The sequence below is a fragment of the Celeribacter arenosi genome, from assembly GCF_039539485.1.
Taxonomy (GTDB): domain Bacteria; phylum Pseudomonadota; class Alphaproteobacteria; order Rhodobacterales; family Rhodobacteraceae; genus Celeribacter; species Celeribacter arenosi.
The window spans coordinates 372,402-391,357 of the sequence record NZ_BAABDF010000007.1 but is presented as its reverse complement, the minus strand read 5'-3'; the positions used below and the strand labels follow the sequence as shown (position 1 = coordinate 391,357).

The window sequence follows — 18,956 nt, the reverse complement described above, 5'->3', positions numbered from 1 at the left end:
TTGCGAACCCGAGACAACCCAAAAGGATCACAACAGTGATGATCCGACCGTTTGTCAGCTTTGCTACATCGTCTTTCATGGGAGTGCCTGCCCGACCTCACCGTTATTTCGGCCACTTTGGCAAAAATCGCGCGGTTGAGCCAGTGATTTGGCACAATTTGGAAATAATCCAAACCGCTTTCGGTGGACGATTCGCGCGAAAAAGTCATTCCAGACATATTGGTTAAATTTTTATATCACGTGATTTCAGTAACTTACGGTCACGAACCCCTAAAATTTTAACCAGTCCAAAAACGTACCAATGCCGCCAAACTCTTGCCCCACTTGGAGGGCCATATAGGGCCATCGAAAGCGCAAGGCACAGCGCGGCAAGGGAAACGCCGCCAGCCGAAACGCCTAAGACGTGGAAACCAAATTCTTATCAAACCCTCGGAGGGAACTACTATGAAACTTTTCAAACTCGCTAACAAATTCGCCCGCGCTGAAGACGGTGCTGTGACTGTTGACTGGGTCGTTCTGACCGCTGCTGTTGTAGGCCTCGGCGTTGCTGTTCTTGCTTCCGTTCAGGGCGGCACACAGACTCTCGGCGACAACATCGCGACTGCTCTGGAAGAAGTCGAAGTGTCCGCAACTCCTGGCGCCGGCGCAACTGGTGGTGGTGAAGAAGCTCCCGAATAATCAAAGTTAACCTGGGGAGCTTGACATGAATAAGCTCAAGCTCGCCAGGCGCTTTGGTCGCGACGAAGATGGCGCTGTAACTGTCGACTGGGTTGTCCTGACCGCGACGTTCGTCGGTTTTGCTGTCGTTGTTCTGGCTACCATCTCCGGAGGGGCAAGAACGCTTGGCGATAATATGTCGGAAGAACTGACTACCCGAGGGGTTTACTCCGTACCGGAGCCCGCGGAATAAACAGAGACCCCGGCCGAGTGACACACGCCACTCTTACGAATTTTCCGCGCTCCGTCACCGGGGCGCGGTTTTTTGTTGCCCGCGGGCCCTGCCCGAGTGCCCCGCCACCACCCCGTCATCGCGTTGTGTCACAAACATCGATGGAACCCCGGACTGTCTCGAATTCCGAAAAAATTCACGGGTCTGCCGCGCCGCGACCACCAAATTGCCGAATTTCGCTGTCATTCCTCGAACAAAGCTCGACGTGCGTATTCTCATGCAGGTCGACAGAAGAAGGACGACACGAATGCGCATTGTTTTTGGATTGGTACTAATCGTTGGCATGGTGATGGCGGGCTTTGCCGTCAAAATGACCAAGGGCTATATGTCTACCTATCAGGCACAACTCGCGGAAGAGCGGGCCAAGCAATCCCTGATCATCAAGACAGAAGACATCTATGTCGTGACGCAGCAGCTTCGCTATGGCGACCGCGTGACGTCCGATGTGGTCAAACTGATCCAGTGGCCGGCGAATTCGGTGCCAAAGGGCGCGTTCAAGACTGAAAAAGACCTCTTCCCGGAAGGCACAAACGTGCCGCGCATCGCACTTCGCACCATTGAAGCGCTCGAACCCCTTATGACCGTCAAAGTGACACGCCCGGGCGAAGATGCCGGCGTTGCCGCGCGCCTCTCCAAGGGCATGCGCGCCTTTGCGATCCGCGTTGATGTGTCTACCGGTGTGTCCGGCTTCCTGCGTCCAGGCGACAAAGTTGACGTCTATTGGACCGGCAGCCTACCCGGAAGCCGCTCGGACGTAACAAAGTTGATCCAGTCTTCTGTGGAACTTGTGGCAATTGACCAGATGGCCGACGGCGAACGTCAGACACCGACAGTCGCGCGCACAGTTACCGTTGAGGTGTCGCCACAGCAGGTCGCGGCCCTCGCCCAAGCACAATCAACCGGTCGACTTTCGCTCTCACTGGTGGGCAGAAACGATGACACGATTACCGCCGATGTGGAAATCGACCAACGTGGATTGCTCGGCATCGAAGAGGTCAAACAGGTTGCCGAAGCACCAAAAGAAAAAGTCTGCACCGTACGGACCCGCAAAGGATCTGACCTGCTCGAAACGCGGATCCCATGCCCTGAATAACCGACCTTAGGTCGGGATCAGCCAAGTTGACGAAAAAGGCGGCAGTTCGAAACTGCCGCCTTTTTTCAATGACTTGGTGTTAATACTCTCCGGTTTCAGCGCACTGTTTTGTGGCTTCTCCACATCACCAAAGCCACCCAACGGATTGATTCTTGCAAAAAAAGTCGGTTTCACGCATGGTAAGGGCAATTGGGACGCTAGATCCCTTTCCCGAGGCGTGATCATAGAGGCAGGATCACATGAAAATGTTGAATTTCGTCAAGGCAGCCCTCGTCGGGTTCGCTGTTGTCGGCGCAGTCCCTCACGGGGCTCAGGCCGAAAAGCTGCGCGTTATGACGGGGTCCCCCTCCGGCGTGCTAAATGTTCCCATGAACCGCGCGGTGGTCGTCGAAAGCGACGAACCGTTTGCAGAGATTTCGGTCGCGAACGCAGAGATTGCAGACATCTCGACACTTTCCGACCGCTCTATCTATGTACTGGGCCGGACACCGGGCCTTACCACCATGACGCTTCTGGCGCCGGACGGGTCGCTGATCACCAACGTCCAGATTCAGGTCACCCCGGACATCACAGAATTCAAAGAGCGTCTGCGGCAGATCATGCCCAGCGAACCGATCGAAGTGCGCACCGCCAACGACGGGATCGTTCTTTCGGGTGTGGTGTCGTCGATCACAATTATGGAACGCGCGGTAGAACTCGCCTCGCGCTACGCGCCTGGTCGGGTATCGAACCTGCTCAATATTGGCGGCACGCAACAGGTCATGTTGAAGGTGCGCTTTGCCGAGATGTCTCGGTCGGTGTCCAAAAACCTGTCGTCCTCGGTCGGCTTTATCAATAGCGCAGAGAACTTTACAGGCGCCGAAACCGGCACGTTCCTGTCTGGCAACAACGGTGTGACTGGTTCGCTTGAAACCCGAGACGATGCTCTCGGTGCGATCAAATTCGGCGGCTCCATTGGCGGCGTCGAACTTGGCATTCTTCTCGAAGCTATGGAGCAGAAAGGCGTCGTTCGCACATTGGCCGAACCGAACCTGACCGCCCTGTCCGGTCAGCAGGCGAAGTTCCTCGCAGGTGGCGAATATCCGATCCCCGTTGTCTCCAATAGCGGCGTTAAAATCGAATACAAACCGTTCGGTGTCGAGCTCGAGTTTGTCCCGCGCGTTGTTCAGGGCGACCAGATCAACCTCGAACTCAAAGCGGCGGTCTCCGGTGTGGATACGACGGTCAACTATGCCGTCGATGGTTTCTCGCTCAACTCTTTCAAACGTCGCGAAACATCCACTACCGTGGAAATGCGCGATGGCGAGAGCTTTGCGATTGCCGGCCTGCTACAGGATGACTTTCAGGATCTCGCAGGTCAGGTTCCATGGCTCGGCGACATTCCGGTTCTGGGTGCCCTGTTCCGGTCTGCCGACTATAGCCGCCAGCAATCCGAACTCGTCATTATTGTGACGCCGCATCTTGTGTCACCGGTCAATGGTTTGGCACTGTCTCTGCCGACCGATCGGGTGAAAATCCCGACCGAGAGCGAATTGTTCCTCTTTGGCAAAACCTATGGCGGCTCGCAGCGGCCAAAAACCGGCGCGGCAGCAGAGGTCGCAAAACAAGACTTCACCGGTTCCTATGGCTACGTGATGGAGTAAGTGGAATGCGCATGAAGCACCTCAAAATGAGCCTTGCCGGATCGGCCCTTCTCGCGCTTGGCGCATGCTCGGATGCCGGAATTGGTGACGCTTTCTTCGATGAAGCGGGCGGATATCTCGACGACGGCTCATTTGGCAATGCGACGATGAACAACACCTTGGTTCAAAACGGCACGATTAACTATGTGATCGACTTGAACGAACGTTTCGCCGCAGCTGTTCCGACAACGGTCAACTTCGAGTTCAATTCGTCTACCTTGGATGGGGCAGCGCGCGCCGCAGTCCGCCAGCAGGCACATTTCATGGCGCAGTTCCCCGAAGTCCGGTTCCGCGTCTACGGTCATACCGACCTCGTTGGATCCGACGCGGCGAACAAACGCCTCGGCAAAAGACGCGCAGAGGCCGTCGTTGCAGAACTCGCACGCAATGGCATTTCGCGCTCGCGCCTCGAAGCGTTGGTTTCCTACGGCGAACAACGTCCTCTCATCGTGACCGAAGAACGCGAACGCCGGAACCGGCGCACCGTTACGGAAGTGTCCGGGTTTGTTTCCAAGAGCGCGTTGGTCATGGACAGCCGCTACGCGGAAATCATCCACCGCGAATACATTTCGAGTGCGACGGCTCCCTCCGACCTCGTCGATTTCGGGCAATCACTCATCGAAGAGTAGATTTTTCCACACTCCAAGCGAGAAACGCCGCCCGGAACCCCGAGGCGGCGTTTTTTTTGGCCATATTTGGAAACGATAGGTTCACGAGAGCGAATTATTACGCGATTTCGGCCCTATTGTTGCCCACATTGACGGCCAGTTTAGTCCCAACAGGAGCAGTACGTCTGGCGCTCGGTCAGACTACGTGCGTCAGGGGTGACGATGTTTGTGAGACCTTTTTACGGGGACTTGGGGATTCGGTATCTGTGGCGTTCGAACGAAAGGACGAACCGCAATGGCGAGTGAAATTGCATTGCACGATGAACCCGCGCCACTGGTGGCTTGCACCATTTCGCGAGACGTTCAGAACTTTGATCTGTTGATCGAAGATATGGAGGCAGAACTGGGCGAAGCCTGGGGTGATCTGTCTTTCGAGGACGCACGCCAGTTCTTTCGCCAACCCGAGAGCGGTGGCCTGAAATTCGTGGCCGTCGCGATCGACCACCAAGACGAAGGCATGCTCGCTGTCATCGCGGATCTCATAAAATCCGCGAAAACACAGAGTGTTAAAGTGATTTTGATCGCGGATGATGTGTCGCCAATGGCGCTACACCAACTTTTGCAGCTCGGTGCAGAAGATTTCATCCCCTACCCGATCCCCGAAAATGCTCTCAAGGATGCAATCGCCCGTCTGGATGCACCCCAAAAAGTTGCCGCTGTCGATTTTGTGGAGACGCCTGCGTCGCGCTCAAAACCCGAAGCGAACGGCGTCATTTTCCCGGTTCAATCCGTGGCTGGGGGCGCTGGCGCGACGACTTTCGCGGTAAATCTGGCATGGGAACTCGCCAATGTTGAGAAAAAAGGCCCGCAACCGCGGGTGCTCATCATTGATTTCAACCTCCAATACGGCTCGGTGTCGACCTACCTCGACCTGCCGCGCCGCGAAGTGGTCTACGAACTTCTTTCGGCAACGGACATGATGGATGAAGATGCCTTCAAACAGGCCCTTCTAAGCTTTGATGACAAGTTGGCGGTGTTCACCGCGCCGCCCGATCCCCTGCCGCTCGACTTTATCGACAGTGCGGATGTGGAACGTATTCTTGAAATGGCCGCCTCCCAGTTTGACTATGTCATCGTGGATATGCCTTCGACACTCGTTCAATGGACCGAGGTTGTTTTGAACGCCGCAGACATATTCTTTGCGCCCTTCGAATTGGACCTTCGCTCCGCCCAAAACATCCTGCGACTGCGCTCTGCGATGCGCGCCGAGGAGCTACCTTTCGAAAAGTTCCGTTTTATTCTCAACCGCGCACCCAAAGGCATGGACCTGTCGGCCAAAGCGCGCATCAAACGTATGGCGGAAAATCTTGAAATCGGAATTGAAGTTCAATTGCCCGATGGTGGCCGCCCGGTCCGCGATGCCTGCGATCAGGGACAACCACTGGCGGTCGAGGCGACCAAGAATCCGCTTCGCAAGGAAATCATGAAGCTTGCCACTCAAATCCATGCGCTTCAGGGCGAACAGCTCGAAGCGGCGGAATAACCGGTTAGGACCTAGGGGGTTCGTAGATGTTCTCGCGTTACAAAAAATCCGATACGGCAAAGGCGGCAGCAGTTACGCAGGCTAAACCCGAAACTGCGCCTGCGCCCGCTGCGGCACCTGCGGCCACCTCCGCGCCCAAACCTGAGGTCGCAAAATCCATGCGCCGCGAACAGCAGGTCTCCGCACAGGTGGCTCCCGCAGACAAAGAACGCCGCCGCAAAGAACGCCTCGGCGACATCAAAGTCGAGATGCACAAACGTCTCCTTGAAGATCTCAACCTCGCTGCGCTGGAAACAGCCGCTGAAAAAGAACTGCGCTCCGAGATTTCGGACATTACCTCGGAATGCCTCGCCGAGTTGGGCGTGGTCCTCAACCGCGAAGAACGTGTTGCTCTCAATCAGGACCTCTACGACGAAGTGCGCGGGTTGGGTCCATTGGAAACCCTGCTCAAAGACGACACGGTCAACGATATTCTGGTCAACGGCCCGCAGCAGATTTTCGTTGAGCGCGACGGCAAGCTCATGCTGAGCCATGTGACGTTCAAAGACGAAAAGCATTTGCTACGCATCATCGACAAAATCGTGTCGGCGGTGGGTCGTCGTGTCGATGAATCCAACCCCTATGTTGACGCCCGTCTCGCGGATGGTTCGCGTTTCAACGCCATGGTGCCGCCAATTGCCGTGGACGGGTCTCTGGTCTCCATTCGTAAATTCAAAAAAGAAAAGCTCGCGATTGACGATCTCGTCCGTTTCGGGGCGTTTTCCGAAGAAATGGCCGCATATTTGCAGGCCGCGGTTTCTACCCGCCTCAATGTCATCGTGTCCGGTGGTACGGGTTCTGGTAAAACGACGACGCTTAACGCGCTGTCATCATTCATCGACAACGACGAACGCATCCTGACGATTGAGGATACGGCGGAACTTCAACTCCAACAGACCCACGTGGGACGAATGGAAAGCCGCCCCGCCAACGTCGAGGGCAAAGGCGCCGTCACACAACGTGACTGTCTGCGAAACGCGCTGCGGATGCGTCCCGACCGTATCATCGTCGGGGAAACGCGCGGCGAGGAAGTGATCGACATGCTTCAGGCCATGAACACCGGCCACGATGGATCGATGACAACAATCCACGCCAACTCCGCACGTGACGGCGTATCGCGTCTGGAAAACATGATCGCCATGGCCGGGATCGAAATGCCCCTAAAGGCCGTGCGCTCGCAGATTTCTTCGGCTGTGAACCTGATCGTGCAGGCCTCGCGCCTTCAGGACGGTTCGCGCCGGATGGTATCGATCACTGAAATCACCGGCATGGAAGGCGATGTGATTTCCATGCAGGAAGTGTTCCGGTTCCAGCGCACAGGCCTCACGCCTGACAACAAAATCATCGGCCATTTCACCGCCACCGGCGTGCGCTCGCACTACTCCGAGCGTTTCCGGATGTGGGGCTATGACCTGCCCGCCTCGCTTTTCGAACCTACTGCAGCGCGCTAATCCAAGGACCCGTTTGACATGATCCTCTCAATCGAACCGATCATCTACATCGTCATCTTCGTCGCGGTTCTCGCGCTGGTGCAGGGTATCTACCTCACGGTATTCGGCAAATCGATTTCGCTGAACAGCCGCGTAAACCGCCGCTACGAATTGCTCGAAAAATCGGGCGACCGAGAAGAGGTGCTCAACCAGCTTCGCAAGGAGATGAGCCAACACCTCAAATCGCGCAAAATCCCGCTCTATTCCATTCTGGCGGAGAAAGCTCAGAAGGCGAACATCGCGTTTTCGCCGTTTCAGTTGGTTCTCCTGATGGTTTTCCTGTCGATCGTGGCCTTTGTCGGCCTGACGATCGGCACCGGCGCGAGCCTGCCATTGCGCATCCTGATCGGGATCGGGATGGGCATTGGCGCGGTGTTCGTGTGGATCCAGAATACTGCCAAGAAGCGCCTCGGCCTGATTGAAGAGCAATTGCCCGACGCCGTGGAGTTGATGGTGCGCAGTCTGCGCGTGGGCCATCCGTTCTCCAACGCGCTCAACATTGTCGCCAAAGAAGTGCCCGATCCCTTGGGCACCGAAATGGGCATTATCGCGGATGAAAGTGCCTATGGCCGCGACGTAGGCGAAGCGCTCAAAGACATGGCCGAACGTCTGGACATGCAGGATTTGCGCTTCCTCGCGGTCGCCGTGTCCATCCAGCAGCAGTCGGGTGGTAACCTGGCCGAGGTGCTCGATGGCCTCGCAAAGGTGATCCGCGCCCGCTTCCGCCTGTTCCGCCGCGTCAAAGCAATCACGGCAGAGGCGAAATGGTCCGGCAACTTCCTGTCGGCCTTCCCGATCCTCGCGCTGGTGATGATCTCGCTGCTCAAACCCGACTATTACGACGAAGTGAAACATACCGCGGCCTTCATTCCGGCATGTCTGGCCGTCGGCGGCTTTCTGGTCACGAACATCTTCGTGATGCGCAACCTCGTAAACATCAAAGTGTAAGCCGAAAGGACCAAGAACATGACGGACCTGTTTTTCTCCATCTTCGGCGATGCGCTCGGCCCATTTGGCCCGGTAATTGTGCTGGGGACATTGGGCGCGGTGATGATCCTCGCCACGCTTCCCGTTTTGCTGCGCAAGAGGCGCGACCGGTTTGCGGAAATTGGCAAAGGCGCGCGTACCGATGCCCCGAAAATGTCCGCCAAGCAGGCACGTCTGCGTCAGGGCACCGGCAAAAAAGACAAACTCGAAAAATACGCAGGATTTCTGGAGCCGCAGGACGCCGCCGAGTATTCGGCTGCCCAATTGCGGATGATTCAGGCCGGCTACCGCACCAAAAACGCAGTGCGTGTCTATCACTTCTCGCAATTTGCCTTGGGTATCGGGCTGTTGCTGGCCGGTCTCGTGATGGTCATCGTTCAAAGCGCCAGCCAGGAAGTCGGCACGCAGAAAATGATCATCACGGTGCTCTTGCCCGGCGTGATCGGCTACATGTTCCCCAAATACTGGGTCACGCGCAGGGTAGAAGCCCGCAAGGAAGAGATCACGAACGGGTTTCCCGACTCGCTCGATCTGATGCTTGTCTGTGTTGAGGCGGGTCAGTCGCTCGACCAATCCATTGTCCGCGTATCAAAAGAAATCCGTGCTGGTTTTCCGGCTCTCGCAGATGAGTTCGAAATCATCTCCTATGAGATCAAGGCCGGTAAAGACAAAAGCGTGGTCCTCAAAGACATGGCGGAACGTTGCGGGGTTGCAGACGTCGCGTCCTTCGTCACCGTTTTGATCCAATCGCAGCAGTTTGGTACTTCGATTGCCGATGCTTTGCGGATCTATGCCAGCGAGATGCGTGACAAGCGCGTGATGCGCGCCGAAGAGGCCGCAAACAAGTTGCCTACCAAGATGACACTCGCCACAATGATGCTAACCGTGCCGCCGCTCTTGATCATTCTGATCGGTCCGTCGGTATATGACATCGTCACGCTGCTCTCCTCGCGCTCGTAGTCGGGGAAACGGGCAGCGCGCGACACGCGTGAGAGGCCCGATGAGCAGTTCGAGTTTTCCGCGCGGCGTGGGGCTATCCCTCGCCGCGCTTCTTTTCACCCTCCTGTCCGCCTGCAATTCCGGCGGCCTGCGCCCCGTTGACGGCGGCCCGTTCGCGCCCGCCGGCGTCGCGCAAAACGGGCAATCCGTGGACGGTCTCATTGTCGGACACCGTCTCATGGCGGCCGGCGAATACGAAGTCGCGCTTAAGGCCTATTACCGCGCCGCCGCCGAACGCGGCATGACTGTCGACACGCTATCGGCAATCGGGTCCGCCAACCTCAAACTCGGACGGTTGGGACAGGCCGAAACACTGCTGCGTCGCGCAATCAAGGAGGACGACGGCTTTGTGCCCGCGTGGAACAACCTCGGTGTCGTGCTCATGGAAACCGGCGAATACGGCGAAGCAGAGCGCGTTTTTCGAACTGCCTTCGCGCTCGATAGTGGCGAATCTGCCGAAATCCGGGACAATCTTCGCTTGGCACTCGCAAAACTGGAAAATCCAACGTATGGTGGTGATTACGAGAGCAATTTCACCCTCGTGCGCCGCGGAACAGGCGACTATCTGATCCTCGCGCGCTGATCGGCAAACCTTGGGGAAAACCCCACCCGCCCCAGATCCGGAAAACGGACAAGCGGAGACAGGGACCGGTCGGGGGAGAGCAGTGACATGAGGTGGCAGGCACCATGCGTAATCCGATTTTCTTCGCACTCGCGGCTGCGAGTGCTTTAGCCCTTTCGGGCTGTGGCGACGCCAACGGTGACGTTCGGCGTGCTGATACGTCCGTCAATGTGATCGACGGCAGCGGCCTCAACGACATTATGTTGAACGCGACGGACCCCAAAGAAGCGGTTAGCTATTTCTCGCGCGCCGTTGCGCAGGAACCCGACCGCATCGACCTTTGGCGCGGGTTGGCCAAGGCCCAAGTGCGCGCAGGCGATTACAACGCCTCTTCCAAAGCCTGGGGCAAGATTGTGAGCTCCGAGGAAGGCACCAACGAAGATCGCGTCGATTTTGCCGATACGCTCATTCGCCTTGGCGATTGGGATGGCGCTGAAAAGCAACTCGATAGCGTGCCACCGACCCATGAGACCTACAAACGATACCGTCTTGAGGCGATGATCGCGGACAGCAACGAAGAGTGGAAGAACGCCGACAGTTTCTATGAAACGGCGGCAGGTCTGACCACCAAACCTTCTGGCGTGCTGAACAACTGGGGTTATTCCAAGATGACCCGCGGCCAGTTCTCGGAGGCCGAAAAGCTGTTCACCCGTGCGATCACCTATGATCCCAAACTATTCACCGCCAAGAACAACCTCGTTCTGGCGCGCGGTGCACAGGGGAAATACGATCTGCCGGTCATGCAGATGACGCAGATCGAACGCGCGCAATTGCTCTACACGCTCGGTCTGTCTGCCGTGAAATCCGGTGATGTGACACTCGGCAAAGGGCTCATCCGTGAAGCCGTTGACACCCACCCGCAGCATTTTGATGCCGCCGCGCGCACGCTTGCGGCCCTTGAGGCGAATGTGACGAACTGATGCCAGCGCTCTCTGCCACGGCCGCGATGTGGTTCCTCGTTCCCGTCGCAATCCTGTCCTTTGTGGCGGCGTTCAACGATCTCAAACGGATGAAACTTCCCAATGTGATCGTGATCGCCCTCGCGCTCGTCTACGTCGTCGTCGGTCCGTTCGTATTGTCGCTTGAACAATATGGCTGGGGCTTTGTTCATGCCGCGGTGATGTATCTCGTGGGCATGTTCGCCTTCATGTTCCTCGGCGTCGGTGCCGGTGACGGGAAATTTGCAGCCGCCATGTCGATGTTCATTCCCGTCGCGGACGCGCGCATGGTTCTGGTGATCTTTGCCGCCTATCTCCTCGGTGCTTTTGCAGCCCATCGCATCGCGCGCCGTATTCCCGCTGTGCGTTCGGCCACACCGGATTGGGTCAGCTGGGAAAGCGGCAAGTTTCCAATGGGGCTCGCGCTCGCTGGAACAATTGTCCACTACCTCGCCTGGGTCGCCTTCGGGTTCTAACGCGGCATCGGCAGGCGTGTCGCCACCTTGCCCGTCAGAACAACCTGCGCGCCCTTCCCAACCAGTCCGGAAATCGCCGCGTGTGACGTCCAAAGGCCACCCGTGTAGGTGCCAAAGGCGGGCAGGATCAGGCGGTGTTCATCAAATACAAAACATGACCTCACAATGGGCCGCCCCCGCAGAACAATGCGCGCTTTGGGGTGATAATGCCCCGAAACCTCGCCCGTCGCCTGTTCGGCAATATGGCGAAACGTAAGCGGTCCGTGGTGCACTTCGCGCAGATGCGTGCCGCCGAAATCCACCGGACCCGGATCATGGTTGCCCTCTACCCAGACCCAATCACGCCCCGCCTGTAGAATTGCCAGACGCGGACGCGCCTCCTGCGCGATTGCATCGGCGGCCAAGAGATCGTCGAAGCTATCCCCGAGGCAAATCACCTGATCGGGATCGAGAGCGTCTATTTCCGCCTCCAGACGGCGCAGCGTTTCCTCGGTGTCGAAGGGCGGCAACATCGCACCGCCGCGCCGCGCAATGCGTTCCGATTTCCCCAGATGCAGATCGGAGACGGTGAGAATGCGTTCCTGCGGCCACCACAAGGCCCCCGACCCCAGCGCCATGAGATTGGCGCCAGCAACCGTGATGGCGCAACCGTTCATGTGAGCCCCGCCACGACCAGCGCCTCGGCCGCCTGAGACGCTAACAGGCGTTCCTCAGCCTCGCCATGCACTGGCACACGGCCAACTTCGAGGAACAGTGGCGCCGCCAACGGCGTAACACGTTCCAGACGCACAAAATCGACTCCTTCGACACGATCCAGCATTTCTTCTATCCGCCCGAAATCGACCAGACCCTTGGTCGCCTCCTCCCGCGTGATGTCGAGCATCAGGTGATCGGGATCGTGTTTTGTGAGCACATCATAAAGCAGGTCCGATGATATCGTGGCCTGCCGCCCCGATTTGCGCAGTCCGGGCAGGTTGCGCTCAATCAGACCCGCGATGGTCGCTGAGGTCTTGAATGTCCGTTTCATCACCGCATTTCCCGCCAACCACCGATCAAACCCCGCCATGAGGGCCGCGCGGTCAAGGAGCGGCGCGGGGTCCGTGACAGCATCAAGGCCCCAGATGAGCAGCGCATAATCCGTGGTGACGAACCCCATCGGCGCCAGCCCCTCTTCCTCCATCCGTTTGGTGAGCATAAGTCCCAAAGTCTGCATCGCATTGCGACCTGCGAACCCGTAGACACATAGTTGCTCACGCCCGTCGTGGGGAAAGCTTTCGATCAACAATCGATTGCGGACAGGCAATTGGGACACCTGCGCCTGCAGGCGCAGCCAATCCGCGGTATGCTCGGGGAGGCGCGCGAAATCACGTGCCTCGAACATATCGAGAATGCGGTGGGACAGCTGGGTCGAGGTGGCAAATTTCGTGCCCATGAAGGTCGCGACCTTGGGCTTTTTCGTCGGGTTTCTCGACACTTCCACGGTCATTTCGCGCAGACCTTCGTAGCGCACAACCTCACCGCCAATGAGGAAGGTATCACCGGGCGTAAGTGTGGCGGCGAACCCCTCCTCCACCTCGCCGAGCGGGGCTCCTCCCCGACGCCCGCGCAGCCGGACCTTTAGCGTATCGGTGTCCATGATCGTGCCGAGGTTCATGCGAATTCGGGTGGCGGCACGGGGGTCGCGCAGTTGGTAGGTTTGCGGCGCGATTTCTTTGAGCCGCTGCCATTGGTCATAGGCCCTCAGGGCGTAGCCACCCGTCGCCACGAAATCGAGACAGTTGTCGAATTCCGCGCATGTGAGGTCCGCGTAGTGCCCGGCGGTTCTAACCTCTTCATAGAGATCACGTGCCTCGAAAGGCCCGACACAGGCGCGCACCAGAATATGTTGGCACAGCACATCACGGGGGCCACGATCAGGACGCTCCCCGTCCAACTCCCCCGCCCGCATCGCATCGAGGGCGGCGACACATTCGACGACTTCAAACCGGTTGGCAGGCACAAGACGCGCCTTGGACGGCGCATTGTAGCGGTGGTTGGCCCGCCCGATCCGCTGCACGAGGCGTTTGACGTTTTTGGGGGCGCCCACCTGAATAACGAGGTCCACATCACCCCAATCGATGCCTAGATCGAGAGAGCCCGTGCACACAATGGCGCGCAGCCTGCCCTCGGTCATTGCCATCTCCACCTTCGCGCGTTGTTCGCGTGAAAGGGAACCGTGGTGGATACCGATCGGCAGCGCCTCGTCATTGGCCAGCCACAGGTTATGGAAAAAGATCTCGGCCTGCGCGCGGGTGTTGTGAAAAATCAGGGTCGTGCGGTGACGTTTGACCTCCTCAAGGATCGCGGGAATTGCATAGGCGGCACCCCCGCCCGACCAGGGGGGCAATTCAGCCGTCCGCAGCATTGCGATATCGGGCGCGGGGCCGGGGTCGGCGTGGATGATCTGTGGGCTGGCGGGATGGGCGGCGAGGTAGCGACCCATGGCTGGCACATCCTCGACGGTAGCCGACAGGCCGACACGGCGTAGTCCGGGACACAGCGCCTGTAAGCGCGACAGGGCAAGCATCAGTTGATCGCCACGCTTGCTTTCCGACAGGGCGTGGATTTCGTCCACAATAACGCGGCTCAGACCTTTGAAAATGCGATCCGAATCCGGGTAGCTGACCATCAGAGCGAGGCTTTCAGGCGTGGTCAAAAGGATGTGCGGCGGGTCGGCGCGTTGGCGTCGTTTCGCATGTGCGGAGGTGTCGCCCGTGCGGTCCTCGACACGGATCGGCAGCGCCATGTCGACGATAGGCGTCATCAGGTTGCGTTTGATATCTGCCGCCAATGCCTTGAGCGGGGAGATGTAGAGCGTGTGCAGGCCCCGGTGTGTTCCATCCGCCAATTCGGCCAAAGTCGGCAGAAAACCGGCCAATGTTTTGCCCCCGCCCGTCGGCGCGACCAATAGCTGTGCCGCATTTTCACGACCCGAATACATCTCCTCCTGATGCGGATGCAGGGTCCAGCCGCGGGAGGCAAACCAATCGTCAAAGATTTGTGGGAGCGCGCTCATGGCGGCAATCTAACGGTCGCGCGAGGGAGAACAAAGAGCGAAAATAGATTGCCGACTTGATGCCTGCGCTCGCGCGGCCGTCAGGTTATCGGTGTCAGCCCCCGCATCGTCGCACGCACCACCTCTGGCAGGGACGTGTCCGCGCCGTCAGGTGCCGCATCCAGCGCGCAGGAGACGTCTTTAACCAGAATGCCGATAGTGTTGTCGGGTTCAAAGCCGTGGCGGGCAAACTCGATCTGCTCGAAACGCGAGGTGAACCAATTCTGCCCCGTCGCCGTTTCGATAAGCGCGAGCAATTTGGCGCGGTCCAGTCCCGACTGGTCGGCCCAGTCAAGCACGAGGCGCGACATGGCGGTGTGCGATGCACAAAGGAGATTGTTGAGCACCTTTGCCTGCATGCCCATGCCAAACTCGCCCATATGGTGAATGTTTTTTCCCATCGCGGTGAATTGCGGCATCAGTCGCGTCACGGTTTCGTCCTTTCCACCAATCATGAAGGCGAGCGTTGCTTCAATCGCGCCGACTTCTGCACCCGACATGGGCGCATCGACGAGATCGATATGGGACGGGACACGCGCGCGTAGTCCGCGCACGTAGTCGGGGGATAGCGTGGAATGAATAACAATGGTTTTGAGGTTTGGCGCACGGGACACAAAACCTTGTCTCCCAAACAGAACCTCATCTGTTTCGCCAGCATCGCGCACCACGCTATGCAATTCGACCAAATCGGCGGCGAATGCATCCGCGTCATCCGTCACAGGCAGGTCCGGGAAATCGGACGGAGGCCGGATATCGAACCCCGTGGCCAAAATTCCCGATTTGCGCAAGTTGGCGAGCATGCCGTGGCCCATACGACCGACGCCAGCGAAGCCGATTTTTGTACCCGTGTTTGACATTGTGATCCTCCCCTTAGGCGGGGAGGATGGCCGGATCACGAGAGAAAAGAAAGAGGCGCTAGTGCGCGAATTCGCTTTCTTCAACGAACATGTTTGCCCATGCGCGATCAATCAATTCAGGCGTCATCTGATAGGGGATCCCTTCGAATTCGCAGATCGCAATCATCTGGTCGATCAGGAACACGGGCTGATAGTTCGCATAGACGTTGTCGATGGTCGGGTATTTCGTTTTCAGCAGGTAAACGAGCGCTTCTTCATTGAGGGGCATCTTCTTTTTGCGCGCGACCATGGCAAAGATTTTGAGGAAGCCTGCCTGATCGGGGCCATCAATGACGATCTTGTAGAAAATCCGGCGCAGAGCGGCGGTATCGAAGATCTTGTTGGGGTGGAAGTTGGTGGAAAAGATCACGAGCGTATCAAACGGCACTTCGAACTTTTCACCCGACTGCAACGCGAGGATATCTTTGCTCTCTTCGAGCGGGACAATCCAACGGTTGACCAGTTTCTGGGGTGGCTCCTCTTGGCGACCAAGGTCGTCGACGATGAAAATGCCACCGGTCGATTTTAGTTGCAGCGGGGCCTGATAGGTCCGCGCGGTCGGATTGTAGACCAGATCGAGCATGTCGAGCGACAATTCACCCCCCGTCACCACCGAAGGCCGCTCACAGCGCACATAGCGACGGTCGAACCGGTTCGAGGTGACACGTAGCGAGGAGGCATCGCTCTCCACTTCTTCGCGTTTCACATGCATGAGCGGATCGTAGACCGTGATGACCTGCGAGTTGTATTCGATGGCGCGGGGCACATAGATCAGATCGCCGATGGCATCGCGCACGCCGTTGGAAATCGACGACTTACCGTTGCCCGGAGGGCCATACATCAGGATGGACCGGCCCGCCCCAACTGCGGGGCCCAATTGGTTAATGAGATTGGGGGGCAGGATTAGGTGCCCCATCGCGCCGAGCAATTGTTCGCGCGTTATCGACATGTTGCGCACAGATTGGCGTTTCACTTGCTCTGCATAGCGTTCGAGAGGGATCGGCATGGCGCCATAGTATTCGGACTGTGACAGCGCATCGAGCGCGCGTGCCTTGCCCGCGTCGGACAAACGGAACCCCATTTCGGAGCCCGCGCCGGCGTGCAGGGTGCCGGTCGCCTCGAGCAGGTTGTTTTCGCGCGCATGATCAACAAGTTCCTGCGTGATCGACACCGGTAGCGCCAGAATGACTGCGAGGCGCGTGACCTGTTCGGCGTTGGTGCGGAACATGGTTTTTAGGAGAATGTCGCGCATCATCACCATGCCGAGGCCGGTGTCTTCAAGGCGGCGGGGCATTGGTGGCGCGACGACGCCGGTAGCGGCGCTGGGTGCGACTTCCATGTTCATGTCGGGTCTCTCGTTCCTGCTTCGCAACTAGGGATCGGGTGAGAAAACACACCCACTTATTGTTGCGTTTATAGAACGAATGCGGCGTCATTTGGGCGATTGGCGCGCGTCTGTGTGGCGCGCCGCCGTATTGACTACGCTGTTAGACCCTTGGGTTCGGCCAGACCATGCGCACGACAACAGGCGGTGACCGTGTTGGCCAACAGGCAGGCAATGGTCATCGGTCCAACACCGCCGGGAACGGGCGTAATGGCTCCGGCGACCAAGCTGGCGGACCCAAAGTCGACGTCCCCCACAAGGCGCGATTTGCCTTCGCCTTTTTCGGGGGCGGCGATGCGGTTGATACCCACATCGATCACTGTGGCCCCTGGTTTGATCCAGTCACCGGGAACGAAATTGGCCCGACCTACCGCAGCGACCACGATGTCGGCGCGACGCACGACATCGGGGAGGTTTTTGGTACGCGAATGGGCGATGGTCACCGTGCAGCTATCGCCAAGCAGTAGTTGGGCCATCGGTTTGCCAACAATATTGGAGCGCCCGATCACCACTGCGTCGAGACCCGACAGGCTCCCGTGGTGGTCGCGCAGCATCATCAAACACCCGAGCGGGGTGCAGGGCACCATGGACTCCTGCCCCGTCGCCAAGAGACCGACATTGGAAATATGAAATCCATCGACGTCTTTGGCCGGATCAATGGCATTGATCACAAGGCTCTCGTCGAGGTGGTCAGGGAGCGGCAGTTGTACGAGGATGCCGTGCACATCGCGGTCCTCGTTCAACCGGTCAATGAGGGCGAGCAGATCGGCCTCCGGTGTGTCGACGGGCAGTTTGTGTTCGTAGGAGTTCATACCGACGTCAACGGTCAACTTGCCCTTGGAGCGCACGTAGACCTCGGAGGCGGGATCGTCCCCGACGAGCACAACCGCGAGACCGGGAGTGACACCATGGACCTCTTTCAAACGGGCGACATGGGCGGCAACCTTTTCGCGCACGGTTGCGGCAAAGGCTTTTCCATCGATCAACTTGGCACTCATGGTGCGTCTCCTTCATTCATGGCCCGTTCTTCTCGCGCAATCATGGCATCAATCATCAACCGCCACATGTCGACTGCGAGATCCGCGTCGAACCCCGCGGCCTGTGCTTTCGCATGCACTTTGGCGAGGACCTCGTCCACACGGGCGGGCACGTTGGCTTTTATACCGGTCCCGGTTTTCAACTGCGCAGCGCGATCAACATGCGCCTGACGAAAGGCCAGCCGTTCGAGAATTTCACCATCAAGCCTGTCAATCTGCGCACGCAGAGCGGCCATGTCAGGAATATCTTCGGGTGCGATATAAGTCATGTCGAGCCAGCCTTTAGCATGCGAGATGGCGTTGGGGAAGGTGGCAGCGGGCCGCTTTTAGGCCCCTGTGCGCAAAGTGAAAAACAAGCGCTTAAATGGGAACCAAACGGCGCCGCTTTCATCGGGTGGATAGGCCTCAAACAGCGCGGTATCGTAGCGGTCGAGGAACGCGTCAGCCAGTTGCGCGCTCTCGAGCAGATCGAGATACCGACGCAGATAGGTCGATTGGGTGAAATGGCGCACCGGATGCCCCTGCCCGACCGGATCGAGGCGCTGCATATACTGAGTGGTCCAGACATTGGCCTCGCCCATAGGGGCCAGAAGTTCCGCATAGTCACATGGCGCGCGCACATGGGTATGCGCCTGCGGGGTCGTCACCACGTCCGGCGCGAGGTCGCGGGCGATGTCGTGCACCATAGCATGGGAGGGTTCATCGTGCTGTGCGGGGACTTGCACGGCGAGCATGCCACCTGCGGCGAGCATCCCAACGAGGCGCGCAATCAGAGTCGCGTGATCGGGCACCCAGTTGAGGGCCGCGTTGGAAAAAATGAGCGCGGGGGGCGCGTCGGGACGCCATTGAGTCAAGTCGGCCTCGTGCAGCACGGTGTAGTGCCCACCGTCGCGCGCCTGCGCGAGCATGGCGGGCGAAAGATCGACACCGAGGCGCGCACGATCTGGAAAACGCGTCGCGAGAACCGGCCCGACCGCGCCATTCCCGCATCCAAGGTCGATCACATCCCCTGAAGGCAGCGCTCCCACGCGCGCGAGAAGATCGAGCGCAGGTTGACGTCGCAGGCCCGCAAAGCGCGCGTAGAGATCGGGATTCCAGTCAGCCATAGGCCATTTTCGC

Annotated in this window: 19 protein-coding genes; 12 read left to right on the top strand and 7 right to left on the bottom strand. The window is 58.4% G+C overall.

What is annotated here, in order from left to right:
• The first annotated feature begins 444 nt into the window (after window positions 1–444).
• From ABD815_RS09510 to ABD815_RS09455, 12 genes are all read left to right on the top strand, one after another.
• Entirely contained in the window at window positions 445–678 is a 234-nt protein-coding gene (locus tag ABD815_RS09510; protein WP_344846670.1) for a hypothetical protein, read from the top strand.
• Window positions 679–703: 25 nt separating this feature from the next.
• Complete coding sequence (locus ABD815_RS09505) at window positions 704–910, top strand: Flp family type IVb pilin (protein ID WP_344846668.1); 207 nt, start codon at window positions 704–706, stop codon at window positions 908–910.
• A 286-nt stretch (window positions 911–1,196) separates the two neighbouring features.
• Window positions 1,197–2,042, top strand: coding sequence for a Flp pilus assembly protein CpaB (gene cpaB, locus ABD815_RS09500; protein WP_344846666.1), 846 nt, complete (start codon window positions 1,197–1,199; stop codon window positions 2,040–2,042).
• Window positions 2,043–2,281: 239 nt separating this feature from the next.
• Window positions 2,282–3,685: a type II and III secretion system protein family protein gene (locus ABD815_RS09495; protein ID WP_344846664.1), complete on the top strand. Its 1,404-nt coding sequence runs from the start codon at window positions 2,282–2,284 to the stop codon at window positions 3,683–3,685.
• Window positions 3,686–3,696: 11 nt separating this feature from the next.
• A complete protein-coding gene (locus ABD815_RS09490; protein WP_344846662.1) occupies window positions 3,697–4,353 on the top strand; it encodes an OmpA family protein in 657 nt (218 codons plus the stop codon).
• 274 nt (window positions 4,354–4,627) lie between these two features.
• Window positions 4,628–5,875 (top strand): CpaE/TadZ family protein, encoded by a 1,248-nt coding sequence (locus tag ABD815_RS09485; protein ID WP_344846660.1) that lies wholly within the window; start codon window positions 4,628–4,630, stop codon window positions 5,873–5,875.
• Window positions 5,876–5,901: 26 nt separating this feature from the next.
• Entirely contained in the window at window positions 5,902–7,365 is a 1,464-nt protein-coding gene (locus tag ABD815_RS09480; RefSeq protein ID WP_344846658.1) for a TadA family conjugal transfer-associated ATPase, read from the top strand.
• Between the two features lie 18 nt (window positions 7,366–7,383).
• A complete protein-coding gene (locus ABD815_RS09475; protein ID WP_344846656.1) occupies window positions 7,384–8,352 on the top strand; it encodes a type II secretion system F family protein in 969 nt (322 codons plus the stop codon).
• A gap of 18 nt (window positions 8,353–8,370) precedes the next feature.
• Window positions 8,371–9,351 (top strand): type II secretion system F family protein, encoded by a 981-nt coding sequence (locus tag ABD815_RS09470; protein WP_344846654.1) that lies wholly within the window; start codon window positions 8,371–8,373, stop codon window positions 9,349–9,351.
• Between the two features lie 40 nt (window positions 9,352–9,391).
• Window positions 9,392–9,973 (top strand): tetratricopeptide repeat protein, encoded by a 582-nt coding sequence (locus tag ABD815_RS09465; RefSeq protein ID WP_344846652.1) that lies wholly within the window; start codon window positions 9,392–9,394, stop codon window positions 9,971–9,973.
• 104 nt (window positions 9,974–10,077) lie between these two features.
• The gene (locus ABD815_RS09460) at window positions 10,078–10,932 is read left to right on the top strand and encodes a tetratricopeptide repeat protein (RefSeq protein ID WP_344846651.1); all 855 of its coding nucleotides are present in this window, start codon (window positions 10,078–10,080) and stop codon (window positions 10,930–10,932) included.
• Window positions 10,932–11,426 (top strand): A24 family peptidase, encoded by a 495-nt coding sequence (locus ABD815_RS09455; RefSeq protein WP_344846650.1) that lies wholly within the window; start codon window positions 10,932–10,934, stop codon window positions 11,424–11,426. Before ABD815_RS09460 ends, ABD815_RS09455 begins: the two co-directional genes overlap by 1 nt.
• Here the strand turns inward: ABD815_RS09455 and pdeM are convergent.
• The 7 genes from pdeM to ABD815_RS09420 form a co-directional block, all read right to left on the bottom strand.
• The gene (pdeM, locus tag ABD815_RS09450; RefSeq protein WP_344846649.1) at window positions 11,423–12,082 is read right to left on the bottom strand and encodes a ligase-associated DNA damage response endonuclease PdeM; all 660 of its coding nucleotides are present in this window, start codon (window positions 12,080–12,082) and stop codon (window positions 11,423–11,425) included. The genes ABD815_RS09455 and pdeM overlap by 4 nt on opposite strands.
• The gene (locus ABD815_RS09445) at window positions 12,079–14,481 is read right to left on the bottom strand and encodes a ligase-associated DNA damage response DEXH box helicase (protein WP_344846647.1); all 2,403 of its coding nucleotides are present in this window, start codon (window positions 14,479–14,481) and stop codon (window positions 12,079–12,081) included. Before ABD815_RS09445 ends, pdeM begins: the two co-directional genes overlap by 4 nt.
• A gap of 80 nt (window positions 14,482–14,561) precedes the next feature.
• Window positions 14,562–15,377 (bottom strand): NAD(P)-dependent oxidoreductase, encoded by an 816-nt coding sequence (locus tag ABD815_RS09440; RefSeq protein ID WP_344846645.1) that lies wholly within the window; start codon window positions 15,375–15,377, stop codon window positions 14,562–14,564.
• Window positions 15,378–15,435: 58 nt separating this feature from the next.
• Window positions 15,436–16,761: a P-loop NTPase family protein gene (locus ABD815_RS09435; RefSeq protein ID WP_344846643.1), complete on the bottom strand. Its 1,326-nt coding sequence runs from the start codon at window positions 16,759–16,761 to the stop codon at window positions 15,436–15,438.
• Between the two features lie 134 nt (window positions 16,762–16,895).
• Window positions 16,896–17,798: a bifunctional methylenetetrahydrofolate dehydrogenase/methenyltetrahydrofolate cyclohydrolase FolD gene (gene folD, locus ABD815_RS09430; protein WP_344846641.1), complete on the bottom strand. Its 903-nt coding sequence runs from the start codon at window positions 17,796–17,798 to the stop codon at window positions 16,896–16,898.
• Window positions 17,795–18,106, bottom strand: coding sequence for a chorismate mutase (locus ABD815_RS09425; RefSeq protein WP_344846640.1), 312 nt, complete (start codon window positions 18,104–18,106; stop codon window positions 17,795–17,797). The genes folD and ABD815_RS09425 overlap by 4 nt, the downstream gene beginning before the upstream one ends.
• A 57-nt stretch (window positions 18,107–18,163) precedes the next feature.
• Complete coding sequence (locus ABD815_RS09420) at window positions 18,164–18,943, bottom strand: methyltransferase domain-containing protein (protein WP_344846638.1); 780 nt, start codon at window positions 18,941–18,943, stop codon at window positions 18,164–18,166.
• Between the last annotated feature and the right edge of the window lie 13 nt (window positions 18,944–18,956).

Excerpts from the sequence above, each read along its gene's own strand:
- ABD815_RS09510 (WP_344846670.1), top strand. The coding sequence starts at position 445 with ATGAAACTTTTCAAACTCGCTAACAAATTCGCCCGCGCTGAAGACGGT.
- ABD815_RS09505 (WP_344846668.1), top strand. The coding sequence starts at position 704 with ATGAATAAGCTCAAGCTCGCCAGGCGCTTTGGTCGCGACGAAGATGGC.
- cpaB (WP_344846666.1), top strand. The coding sequence starts at position 1,197 with ATGCGCATTGTTTTTGGATTGGTACTAATCGTTGGCATGGTGATGGCG.
- ABD815_RS09495 (WP_344846664.1), top strand. The coding sequence starts at position 2,282 with ATGAAAATGTTGAATTTCGTCAAGGCAGCCCTCGTCGGGTTCGCTGTT.
- ABD815_RS09490 (WP_344846662.1), top strand. The coding sequence starts at position 3,697 with ATGAAGCACCTCAAAATGAGCCTTGCCGGATCGGCCCTTCTCGCGCTT.
- ABD815_RS09485 (WP_344846660.1), top strand. The coding sequence starts at position 4,628 with ATGGCGAGTGAAATTGCATTGCACGATGAACCCGCGCCACTGGTGGCT.
- ABD815_RS09480 (WP_344846658.1), top strand. The coding sequence starts at position 5,902 with ATGTTCTCGCGTTACAAAAAATCCGATACGGCAAAGGCGGCAGCAGTT.
- ABD815_RS09475 (WP_344846656.1), top strand. The coding sequence starts at position 7,384 with ATGATCCTCTCAATCGAACCGATCATCTACATCGTCATCTTCGTCGCG.
- ABD815_RS09470 (WP_344846654.1), top strand. The coding sequence starts at position 8,371 with ATGACGGACCTGTTTTTCTCCATCTTCGGCGATGCGCTCGGCCCATTT.
- ABD815_RS09465 (WP_344846652.1), top strand. The coding sequence starts at position 9,392 with ATGAGCAGTTCGAGTTTTCCGCGCGGCGTGGGGCTATCCCTCGCCGCG.
- ABD815_RS09460 (WP_344846651.1), top strand. The coding sequence starts at position 10,078 with ATGCGTAATCCGATTTTCTTCGCACTCGCGGCTGCGAGTGCTTTAGCC.
- ABD815_RS09455 (WP_344846650.1), top strand. The coding sequence starts at position 10,932 with ATGCCAGCGCTCTCTGCCACGGCCGCGATGTGGTTCCTCGTTCCCGTC.
- pdeM (WP_344846649.1), bottom strand. The coding sequence starts at position 12,082 with ATGAACGGTTGCGCCATCACGGTTGCTGGCGCCAATCTCATGGCGCTG.
- ABD815_RS09445 (WP_344846647.1), bottom strand. The coding sequence starts at position 14,481 with ATGAGCGCGCTCCCACAAATCTTTGACGATTGGTTTGCCTCCCGCGGC.
- ABD815_RS09440 (WP_344846645.1), bottom strand. The coding sequence starts at position 15,377 with ATGTCAAACACGGGTACAAAAATCGGCTTCGCTGGCGTCGGTCGTATG.
- ABD815_RS09435 (WP_344846643.1), bottom strand. The coding sequence starts at position 16,761 with ATGAACATGGAAGTCGCACCCAGCGCCGCTACCGGCGTCGTCGCGCCA.
- folD (WP_344846641.1), bottom strand. The coding sequence starts at position 17,798 with ATGAGTGCCAAGTTGATCGATGGAAAAGCCTTTGCCGCAACCGTGCGC.
- ABD815_RS09425 (WP_344846640.1), bottom strand. The coding sequence starts at position 18,106 with ATGACTTATATCGCACCCGAAGATATTCCTGACATGGCCGCTCTGCGT.
- ABD815_RS09420 (WP_344846638.1), bottom strand. The coding sequence starts at position 18,943 with ATGGCTGACTGGAATCCCGATCTCTACGCGCGCTTTGCGGGCCTGCGA.